7 protein-coding genes and 1 riboswitch are annotated in these 10,396 nt (G+C 72.4%); all 7 genes read left to right on the top strand.

Features of this window, described 5'->3' with window-relative positions:
• Positions 1-82 precede the first annotated feature (82 nt).
• The 7 genes from ileS (at position 83) to AB0F15_RS21140 (ending at position 10,396) form a co-directional block, all read left to right on the top strand.
• Entirely contained in the window at positions 83-3,250 is a 3,168-nt protein-coding gene (gene ileS, locus AB0F15_RS21170) for an isoleucine--tRNA ligase (protein ID WP_360272672.1), read from the top strand.
• Positions 3,251-3,330: 80 nt separating this feature from the next.
• Positions 3,331-4,956 (top strand): penicillin-binding transpeptidase domain-containing protein, encoded by a 1,626-nt coding sequence (locus AB0F15_RS21165; protein ID WP_360272669.1) that lies wholly within the window; start codon positions 3,331-3,333, stop codon positions 4,954-4,956.
• 83 nt (positions 4,957-5,039) lie between these two features.
• A complete protein-coding gene (locus tag AB0F15_RS21160) occupies positions 5,040-5,732 on the top strand; it encodes a metalloregulator ArsR/SmtB family transcription factor (protein WP_360272666.1) in 693 nt (230 codons plus the stop codon).
• Between the two features lie 97 nt (positions 5,733-5,829).
• Positions 5,830-7,308, top strand: coding sequence for a potassium/proton antiporter (locus AB0F15_RS21155; RefSeq protein ID WP_360272664.1), 1,479 nt, complete (start codon positions 5,830-5,832; stop codon positions 7,306-7,308).
• Between the two features lie 90 nt (positions 7,309-7,398).
• The gene (locus AB0F15_RS21150; protein ID WP_360272662.1) at positions 7,399-8,052 is read left to right on the top strand and encodes a M23 family metallopeptidase; all 654 of its coding nucleotides are present in this window, start codon (positions 7,399-7,401) and stop codon (positions 8,050-8,052) included.
• A 96-nt stretch (positions 8,053-8,148) separates the two neighbouring features.
• Positions 8,149-8,263, top strand: a riboswitch (SAM riboswitch).
• 40 nt (positions 8,264-8,303) lie between these two features.
• Positions 8,304-9,638: an aminotransferase class V-fold PLP-dependent enzyme gene (locus tag AB0F15_RS21145; protein WP_360272659.1), complete on the top strand. Its 1,335-nt coding sequence runs from the start codon at positions 8,304-8,306 to the stop codon at positions 9,636-9,638.
• 140 nt (positions 9,639-9,778) lie between these two features.
• Positions 9,779-10,396, top strand: a complete 618-nt coding sequence (locus tag AB0F15_RS21140; protein WP_360272656.1) for a hypothetical protein — start codon at positions 9,779-9,781, stop codon at positions 10,394-10,396.

The following is a 10,396-nucleotide window of genomic DNA, read 5'->3' as shown; positions in this document are numbered from 1 at the left end:
CGCCGAGGCGTCTCGTCCCCGTGTGGGTGACCGGTGCAGCGCCGGTCGTCCGTACGCGAGCGACGAACCGAGGAGCACCCGGATGTACCCCCAGGCCCAGCTCGACGACGGCGCCGGAGTCCCGTCGCAGCCGTCGTTCCCCGCACTGGAGAAGCAGGTCCTCGCCTACTGGGAGACGGACCGGACGTTCCAGGCGAGCATCGACGCGCGCCCCGCGGGCCAGCACGGCGACAACGAGTACGTCTTCTACGACGGCCCGCCCTTCGCCAACGGCCTGCCGCACTACGGCCACCTGCTCACCGGGTACGTCAAGGACCTGGTGCCGCGCTACCAGACGATGAAGGGCCGCAAGGTCGAGCGCCGGTTCGGCTGGGACACCCACGGCCTGCCCGCCGAGCTCGAAGCCATGCGCCAGCTCGGGATCACGGAGAAGGCCGAGATCGAAGAGATGGGCATCGCGAAGTTCAACGAGGCTTCGCGCGAGTCCGTGCTGCGCTACACCGACGAGTGGCGCGAGTACGTCACCCGCCAGGCGCGCTGGGTCGACTTCGACAACGACTACAAGACCCTCGACGTCACGTACATGGAGTCGGTGCTCTGGGCGTTCAAGCGCCTGTGGGACAAGGGACTCGTCTACGAGGGCTACCGCGTCCTGCCGTACTGCTGGCGCGACGAGACCCCGCTGTCCAACCACGAACTGGGCATGGACGCCGACGTCTACCGCAACCGGCAGGACCCGGCCGTCACGGTCGGCTTCCGGCTGGAGGGCAACGGGACCGACCTCGACGGCACCTACCTGCTGATCTGGACGACGACGCCGTGGACGCTGCCGTCGAACCTCGCCACCGCCGTGCACCCCGAGGTGCAGTACGTCGTCGTGGAGAGCGAAAACTTCCCCGGCAAGCGGTTCCTGCTCGCCGAAGCGCGGGTCGCCGCGTACGCGCGTGAACTCGGCGAGGAACCCACGATCCGCGCGCACTACACCGGCGCGCAGCTGCTCGGCACCCGGTACGCACCGCCGTTCCCGTACTTCACCGGCACCGAGAACGCGCACCAGGTGCTGGCCGCCGACTACGTCACCACCGACGACGGCACCGGGATCGTCCACATCGCCCCCGCGTACGGCGCCGACGACAAGCTCGTCACCGACGCCGCCGGCATCCCGCCGGTCACGCCGGTCGACGCGCACGGCAAGTTCGACGCGACCGTGCCGGACTACGAAGGCCAGCAGGTGTTCGACGCCAACCCGAACATCGTGCGCGACCTCAAGAACGGCACGGGAGCGGCCGCGCAGCAGGGCGCTTTGCTGCTGCGGCACGAAACCTACGACCACTCCTACCCGCACTGCTGGCGCTGCCGGAACCCGCTGATCTACCGCGCGGTCTCGTCGTGGTTCGTCGCGGTGACGCAGTTCAAGGACCGGATGGTCGAGCTGAACCAGCAGATCACCTGGTACCCCGAGAACGTCAAGGACGGCCAGTTCGGGAAGTGGCTGGAGAACGCGATCGACTGGTCGATCTCCCGCAACCGGTACTTCGGCACGCCGATCCCCGTGTGGCAGTCCGACGACCCGGCCTACCCGCGCACCGACGTCTACGGCTCGCTCGACGAGCTGGAGGCCGACTTCGGCGTGCGGCTGGACAACCTGCACCGGCCCTACATCGACGAGCTGACCCGGCCGAACCCGGACGACCCGACCGGGAAGTCCACGATGCGCCGCGTCACGGACGTCCTCGACGTCTGGTTCGACTCGGGCTCGATGCCGTACGCCCAGGTGCACTACCCGTTCGAGAACGCCGAGTGGTTCGAGCACCACTACCCGAGCGACTTCATCGTCGAGTACATCGGGCAGACCCGCGGCTGGTTCTACCTGCTGCACGTCCTGGCGACGGCGCTGTTCGACCGGCCGGCGTTCCGCACCTGCGTCTCGCACGGCATCGTGCTGGGCTCGGACGGCGCGAAGATGTCGAAGTCGCTGCGCAACTACCCGGACGTCAACGAGGTCTTCGAGCGCGACGGCTCCGACGCCATGCGCTGGTACCTGATGGCGAGCCCGATCCTGCGCGGCGGCAACCTCGTCGTCACCGACAAGGGCATCCGCGACGCCGTCCGCCAGGCGGTGCTGCCGCTGTGGAACTCGTACTACTTCCTCGCGCTGTACGCGAACGCGGAAGGCGTGGACGGGAAGTGGCGCACGGACTCGCCGAACGTGCTCGACCGGTACGTCCTGGCGAAGACGCACGAGCTGGTCACCGACGTCGAGTACGCGATGGACAGCTACGACGTCGCGGGCGCGTGCCAGACCGTCCGTGACTTCCTCGAGGTACTGACGAACTGGTACGTGCGCCGCTCGCGCGACCGCTTCTGGGCGGGCGAGGCGGACGCGATCGACACGCTCCACACGGTGCTGGAGGTGACTTCGCGGGTGACGGCGCCGCTGCTGCCGCTGACCACCGAGGTCGTCTGGCGCGGCCTCACCGGCGGCCGCTCGGTGCACCTGACCGACTGGCCGAACGCGAACGACCTGCCCGCGGACGCGGCGCTGGTCACCGCGATGGACCGGGTGCGGCAGGTGGCGTCGTCGGCGCTGTCGCTGCGGAAGGCGAACAAGCTGCGCGTGCGGCTGCCGCTGGCTTCGCTGGTCGTGGCGGCCGGCGACGCCGATTCGATGGCGCCGTTCTCCGACATCCTGCGGGACGAGGTGAACGTCAAGGAGGTCGAGCTGACCACCGACGTCGCCGCGCACGGCGGGTTCGAGGTCGCGGTGAACGCCCGCGCCGCCGGCCCGCGCCTCGGCAAGGACGTCCAGACGGTGATCAAGGCGGTCAAGGCGGGTGACTGGGCGTTCCAGGGCGGCGCCGTGGTCGCGGCGGGCATCGCGCTGCGGGACGGCGAGTTCGAACGGCGGCTGGTCGCCAAGGGCGGCGGCGCGGCGGCGGAGCTGCCCGGCGGCTCGGGACTGGTGCTGATCGACACCGAGGTGACGCCGGAGCTGGCGGCCGAGGGCCTGGTCCGCGACCTGGTCCGGGTCGTGCAGCAGGCGCGCCGGGACGCCGGGCTCGACGTCGCCGACCGGATCGCGCTGACGGTCGACGCTCCTGCCGAGGTCGTCGAAGCGGCTCGGACGCACCAGGAGTTCCTCGCGTCGGAGACGCTGGCGACGTCGGTGACCCACGGCCCGGCCACCGAAGGCTTCGCCGGCACGGTCGGCGACGGCACGAAGGTGACCGTGGCGGTGGCGAAGGCCTGATTGCCGGGGGTGGCCGGTAGGGTGCAGACTCGACCGGCCACCCCGAGCGGGGCGGCACCTTGGGGGAGGGGTACGCGGGAATGAGTCCGGCCAAAAGACGAGGGATCCTGATCGGCGGTGCGCTGCTGGTTGTCGTGGTCGTGGTGGCGGCGTTCTTCCTGCTGAACGGCGGGGGTTCGACACCGGAAGCGGCCGCCGGCGCGACAGCGGTGGAGAAACCCGGCGCCATCGACCCGAAGTCGGCGATCAGCGAGTACCTGCAGGACCTGTCCGAGAACGATCCCGACGCGGCGAGCCGGCTGACCGACGACGCCACGGCCGCCGCGGTGGCCCTGCGGAGCACCCGGAACACGCTGAACCCGGCGTCGGTGAGCGCCAAGCTGACCGAGCTGCAGCCGACCGCGGCCGGGGCGAAGCAGACGGACGGGACCTTCAGCCTGGCGTGGACGCTGAAGCCGGGCAAAGTCTGGACCTACGACGTGCCGTTCCAGCTCGCGCTGGCCGGCGGCAAGTGGCTCGTGCACTGGGCGCCGTCGCTGCTGCACCCGAAGCTGGAGGCGGGCCAGCGGCTGGTGATCAGCACGGCGGCGCAGGACACCACCGCGGTCGCCGACCGCGACGGCAAGCCCCTCGTCATCACCGGCTCCGGCGGCGTGCGGCCGGCCGACGGCAACCCGGCCCCGCTGCTGCGCTCGGCGCTCGTCGGGCAGGTCACGGCGGCGGCCGGCGGCGGCTTCGCCGTCGAGCGCGTCGACACCGGCGGCAAGAGCGTCGAGACGCTGTTCGGGAAGACGTCGGCCGAAGGGGCGAAGCCGCTCGTGTCGAGCCTGAGCCTGGCCACGCAGAACGCCGCGCAGGCCGCGGTGGACGGTTACCAGGGGTCGGCGATGCTCGTCGCCCTCGACACGGGGTCGGGCGACATCCTCGCCGTCGCGCAGAACGCCGCCGCCGGGAACTCGCCGAAGGCGCTCAACGGCCTGTACGAGCCGGGATCGTCGTTCAAGATCGCGACGTCGGTCGCCGCGGTCCAGCAGAGCGGGCTCTCCGCGGCTTCGCCGGTCGACTGCCCCGGCGTCGCGACGATCGGCACGCGGACCGTCAAGAACGAAGGCTTCGAGCTGGGCGCGACGAACCTGCAGACGGCGTTCGCGCGCTCCTGCAACACGACGTTCGGGCAGCTCGCGCTCGCCCTGCCCGCGGACGGGCTGAAGAAGGCGGCCGACGAGCTGGGCCTCAACGCCGACTACGAGATCCCCGGGCTGAAGACCGAACTGGGGAAGGTCGAGCCCGCGGCGAGCAAGGACGAGCAGGTCGAGGACGGCTTCGGCCAGGGCCGGATCCAGGTCAGCGCCCTCGGCGGCACGCTGATGGCCGCCACGGTCGCCACCGGCAAGGCGATCACGCCGAGGCTGTGGCACGACCTCGACACCACGGTGGTCAAGGGCTACTCGCCGCCGCCGTCGTCGGCGCTCGGCGAGGTGCGGAAGATGATGCGCGCGGTGGTCACCAGCGGCACCGGCCGCGCCGCCGCGTCCGCCGGGAGCGTCTTCGGCAAGACCGGCACCGCCCAGTTCGGTGACGGCAAGCAGGCCACCGGCTGGTTCGTCGGCTACCGCGGAAACGTCGCTTTCGCGGTGGTCCTGGAGAACTCGAACGACTCGGGCCCGGCAGTCAGCTTGGCCGCCAAGTTCCTCAAGGCCCTCTGACCCCGGCCCAAAGCGTAGCTTTCACGTGAAAGCTACGCTTTGCTTCGGTGGGGGCCGAAGGGTGCGGGCCGTACCGTGGGCGCATGGAGACGATCGCACTGGCCGAGGTGGCCGCCGTGCTCGCCGACCCGAGCCGGGCCACCATGTGCCTCGTGCTGCTGGACGGGCGGGCCTGGACGGTCGGTGAACTCGCGAAAGCGGCCGGGATCGCGCTCTCGACGGCGAGCGAGCACGTCACCCGGCTGGCCGGTGCCGGGTTCGTCGCCCGGGTGAAGCAGGGGCGCGCCAGCTACGTCCGGATCGCCGATCCGCGCGTGGCCGAGCTGATCGAGCACCTGGCCCAGCACGCCGAGCACCGGCCGGTGACCGGCCTGAAGCCGTCGCTGCGGGTGCGGCGGCTCGGGTTCGCGCGGACCTGCTACGACCACCTCGCCGGCCGGCTCGGCGTCGCCCTCCGCGACGGCATGCTCGCGGCCGGGCTGGTCGACGTGGCCGGCGGGCTGGCGCTGACCCCGCGTGGCCGCGAGGCGCTGGCGACCCTCGGCGTGCCGGTCGCGGCCGGGCGGCGGTCGCTGCTGCGCGACTGTCTGGATTGGACGGAACGCCGCGACCACCTCGCCGGCGCCCTGCCGGCGGCGTTGCTCGACCGGGCGGTCGACGCCGGCTGGGTGGCCAGGGACGGGCACCGCGCGGTCAAGGTGCTGCCGGCGGCGGGGGAGCCGTTCGCGGTGCTCGGCGTCGATCTCGACGCGCTCGGTGCCGGGGCGGGGCCCTAACACACCGGGTGTCCGGCGCCGGGCAGCGGTACACGAACGAGTTAACGTCCGCGCCTCACTATTCTGAGGGCCCCACGGCACTCGGGAGGGAGGCGGCATGGACCAGCTTCCCGTGCTGCTCGGCGTCGGCGGCGTTGTGCTCCTCGCGTCCGTGCTGGCCGTGCGCGTGTCGATCCGGCTCGGTCTCCCCTCGCTGCTGCTGTACCTGGGGATCGGCGTGGTGCTGGGCGAAGCCGGCTTCGGCATCCGGTTCGACAACCCCGAGCTGACCCAGTCGCTCGGCCTCGCCGCCCTCGTCATGATCCTCGCCGAGGGCGGGCTGACCACGCGATGGTCCGCGGTGAAACCCTCGCTGGGCATCGGAATCGCACTGTCCACAGTGGCGGTGGTGGTGAGCGTCGCGGTCACCGGTGCGGCCCTGCACTGGCTGCTGGGCCTCGACTGGCGGCTGGCGCTGCTGTGGGGCGCGGTGCTCGCCTCCACCGACGCGGCCGCGGTGTTTTCGGTGCTCCGCACAGCGGGGATCGGCAAACGGCTCACCGGCGCGCTCGAGCTCGAGTCGGGCATCAACGACGCGCCGGCCTACATCGCCGTCGTGGTGCTGGCCGAAGGCACCACTGTGGACTGGACGCTGCCGCTGCTGGTGGTCTACGAGCTGACGGCGGGCCTGGTCATCGGGCTCGCCTTCGGCTGGCTCGGCGGGTTCGCGCTGCGCCGGGCCGCGCTGCCGGCGACCGGGCTCTACCCGCTCGCCACGGTCGCCGTGTGCGTCGTGGCGTACTCGTCCGGGCAGCTGCTGCACGCGTCCGGGCTGCTCGCCACCTACGTCGCCGCGCTGGTGCTCGGCAATTCGCGGCTGCCGCACCGGTCGGACACGCTGTCGTTCGCCGAGGGCCTGGGCTGGCTGGCGCAGATCGGGCTGTTCGTGCTGCTCGGCCTGTTCGCCTCGCCGGGGCGGCTGCTCGACGCGATCGTGCCGGGCCTGGTCGCGGGCGCTGTCGTGCTGCTGCTGGCGCGGCCGGTCTCGGTCGTGCTGTCGATGCTGCCGTTCCGGCTGCCGTGGCGGGAACAGGCGTTCCTGTCGTGGGCCGGGCTCCGCGGCGCCGTGCCGATCGTGCTCGCCATGATCCCGCTGTCGCAGGGACTGCCGGGCGCGCAGCGGCTGGTCGACGCGGTGTTCGTGCTGGTCGTCGTGCTGACGTTGGTGCAGGGGGCGACGCTCGGCCCGCTCGCGCGCCGGCTCGGGCTGGCCAGGAAGTCCGAGGCGCACGAGATCGAGGTCGACTCCGCGCCGCTGGACGAGCTGGGGGCCGAGCTGCTGCAGGTCCGGATCCAGCCCGGGTCGAAACTGCACGGCGTCTACCTGTCCGAGCTGCGGCTGCCCGTCGGGGCGACGATCAGCCTGGTCGTGCGTCAAGGCGCCAGCTTCACGCCGCAGAAGACCAGCCGGCTGCAGGAGCACGACCAGCTGCTGGTCGTCACGACGACGGCCGTCCGCGACACGGCCGAACGCCGGCTCCGGGCCGTCGACCGGGCCGGCCGCCTGGCTCGCTGGAAGGGCGAGTCCGGCCAATAACGGAAATTCACGAACAGGCTTCCCAGTAGTCCCTCTTTTGGCTTAATGTGCGCTCGATCGAGTGAACATGGCGCCGAAGGAGTGCACACGGTGACGAAACTTTCCGTGCGGGGGACGAGCCTGGCCGCAGCGGTCGTCGCGGCCGTGGGGCTCCTCTCCGCCCCTGTAGCCGCCGCCGCGGGGCCCTTCCCGGCCTTCGCCCTGCCGTTCGAAGCCGGCCAGCAGGTCTACTCGGCGGGCATCCACTCCGACGACGGCAACGCCGGCGTGAAGAACGCCATCGACTTCAGCCCCGCCGACGGCACGGTGCGGGCGGCGCTGGCCGGCACCGTCCACCTGCAGCACTGTTCGGGCGGCGACTGGGTGACCGTCGATCACGCGGGCAGCTGGCGGACCGGCTACTACCACTTGGAAGGCATCCAGGTCACCGACGGTGAGCACGTCGAGGCCGGTGCAGTGCTCGGCTCGACCGGCAACGCGCTCCCGTGCGGTGGCAGCAGCACCGGCGCCCACGTGCACTTCACGCTCTGGACGCTCCCGGACGCGGCCGCGGGCGACTGGGACAACGTCGCCTTCGCCCGGATTTCGACGACGGTCGCGGCGGCCGCGGGTGAGCCGGTCGACGGCAAGACCCTCGGCGGCTGGCGTTTCGCCGCGGGGACCGAGCAGTACTCGGGCACCGCGACGCACGTCGCGGACGACACCGTCGTCCCGCTGCCGGGCCGCTTCCGCGCGAGGGCCTGACGCAGCTCCGCGCGTGAAGCGGGCGCTTGTGATCGGCGTCTCACATCGTGAAGCGGGGTTGGCCACCGGACACACTCTCGGTTACCTTCGGAGCCAGGTCATGAGTGCCAGCGCGAAGCCCCGGCTTGCTGGCCGGCAACCCTCCTACCGCGGTGGGGTGCCCCGGGTGAAGACCGGGCCGGTCGCGCCGTGCGACGGGCAAGCGCGGGCCCCTCGCCGGGGGTCCCCCGGACTGCCGAGGAGGCACCCCGATGACTCTCGCCATCGATCGCACCCAGCTCGAAACCGTGGTCTCCCAAGACATCCCCGCCGTCGCCGGCGCGTCGCTGCGGGTGCCGCTCGTCACCGGCGGCGACATCGGCTACGCCAACCTCGACCACGCCGCGAGCGCCCCGTGCCTCGACGCCGTCCGCAGCGCCGTCGACGAGTTCCTGCCTTGGTACGCCAGCGTCCACCGCGGCGCGGGCTTCGCGTCGCAGGTCTCCACCCGGCTCTACGAGCGGACCCGCGACACCCTGCGCCGGTTCACCGGTGCCCGGCAGGCCGACACCGTCGTCTTCACCCGCAACACCACCGACTCGTTCAACCTGCTCGCCCGCAGCCTGCCGCGGCACACCACGGTGGTCGTGTTCGACACCGAGCACCACGCCGCGCTGCTGCCGTGGGCGGGCCCGAACGTCCGGCGGCTGCCGACCCCGCGCACCCGGCTGGCCGCGGTGTCCGCTGTGGACGAAGCGCTCGCGGATTCCCCGCAGGGACCGCGGCTCGTGGTCGTCACCGGAGCGTCCAACGTGACCGGTGAGCTGCTCCCGGTGGCGGAGATCGCCGCCGTGGCGCGCAGGCACGGCGCCCGCGTCGCGCTCGACGCCGCCCAGCTGGCCCCGCACCGCCGGATCTCGATCAAGGAACTGGACGTCGACTACGTCGCGCTGTCCGGCCACAAGCTGTACGCCCCCTTCGGTGCGGGCGCGCTGATCGGCCGCGCCGACTGGCTGCGCGCGGCCCGGCCGTACCTCGCCGGCGGCGGTGCGACCAAGCTCGTCACCGAGGACGCCGTCGTCTGGAACAGCGGGCCGGAGCGCCACGAAGCCGGTTCGCCCAACACTGTCGGCGTGTACGCGCTCGGCGTCGCGTGCGAAACCCTGAGCCGGAACTGGGCCGCCGTCGAGGCGCACGAGCAGGCCCTGCTCGCCCGGCTGCGCAAGGGACTCGAGGGCATCCCGGGCTGCGCCGAACTGCGGCTGTTCGACGCGCCGGTCGACCGGGTCGCCACGGTGAGCTTCGTCGTCGACGGCTTCGACCCCGGCTGGCTCGCCGCGGTGCTGTCGGCCGAGTACGGCATCGGCGTCCGCGACGGCGCGTTCTGCGCCCACGTCGCGGCGCGGCGGCTGATCGCCGTCACCGGCGGCGCCGGGCAGCAGGCGGTCCGCGTCAGCCTCGGCCTGGGCAGCACGGAAGAACACGTCGACCGCGTGGTGCTGGCGCTGCGGCAGATCGTCGCGCGCGGAGCCCGCTGGGAGTACGCGAAGGTGGACGGCCGCTGGGCCCCGGTGGGCGACCCGCGGGAGCTGCCGCCCTTCTGCTGAGCGCCCGCCCGGGCCGATGGGTTTCGTTGGTCCTGCCGGGGTTCACGCACCGGGCGGTTCGTCCTCGGCACCGTCGGCGCGCTGCTCGCGGCCTTCATCGCCCCTGCTGCGCGGAAACCCGCACCCGATAGCCTGAGGCGATGGGGAGTGCACGGCGGTACTGGTTCCCGCTGGCCGCGCTGGGGTTCGCGCAGCTGGTGATGGTGGTCGTCGACCTGATGCCGGACGAGCCCGCGCCGATCGGGCAGTTCGCGACGGGCTACCAGCTTTCCCAGAGCCTGTCCGGCTTCGGCACCGGCGGGGTCGGTGGCGGGCCGGGTTCGATGACCGCGGTCGCGGTGGACGTGGTGCCCTCGGCGACGCTCGGCTGGCTCGCCGGTCTCGCCGGCGTGGTGCTCGCCGTGGCCGCCTGGTACTGGCGAGAGCTGCGCAGGGCGGGCACGCCCCCGCGTCCCGGGCGGTTCCTGCTCGGCACCCTCGGGGCGCTGGCCGCCGTCCCGCTGCTCGACCTGGTCGGCGCCCTCCAGTTCCGGCTGGGCGGCGACCTGCGCGGCCCGCTGCTGGCGGCGCTGGGTCTCCTGCTGCTGGCCGGATACGAGCGCAGCCGGTTCCTGGTGGCCGTCGCCGCGGTGTTCGTGCTGGTCACGCTCGTTTTCCAGCCGCCGTCGACGGGGGCGCTCGCCGCGGCGGGCGTGCTGTTCGCGGCCGCGTTCGCCGTGCTCCTGGGCCCTCGGCCGGACGGGCCCGACACGGCCTGA

This window comes from Amycolatopsis sp. NPDC026612, assembly GCF_040638285.1.
In the GTDB taxonomy this organism is placed as follows: domain Bacteria; phylum Actinomycetota; class Actinomycetes; order Mycobacteriales; family Pseudonocardiaceae; genus Amycolatopsis.
This window is presented reverse-complemented; position numbering and strand designations above follow the sequence as displayed.

Excerpts from the sequence above, each read along its gene's own strand:
- ileS (WP_360272672.1), top strand. The coding sequence starts at position 83 with ATGTACCCCCAGGCCCAGCTCGACGACGGCGCCGGAGTCCCGTCGCAG.
- AB0F15_RS21165 (WP_360272669.1), top strand. The coding sequence starts at position 3,331 with ATGAGTCCGGCCAAAAGACGAGGGATCCTGATCGGCGGTGCGCTGCTG.
- AB0F15_RS21160 (WP_360272666.1), top strand. The coding sequence starts at position 5,040 with ATGGAGACGATCGCACTGGCCGAGGTGGCCGCCGTGCTCGCCGACCCG.
- AB0F15_RS21155 (WP_360272664.1), top strand. The coding sequence starts at position 5,830 with ATGGACCAGCTTCCCGTGCTGCTCGGCGTCGGCGGCGTTGTGCTCCTC.
- AB0F15_RS21145 (WP_360272659.1), top strand. The coding sequence starts at position 8,304 with ATGACTCTCGCCATCGATCGCACCCAGCTCGAAACCGTGGTCTCCCAA.
- AB0F15_RS21140 (WP_360272656.1), top strand. The coding sequence starts at position 9,779 with ATGGGGAGTGCACGGCGGTACTGGTTCCCGCTGGCCGCGCTGGGGTTC.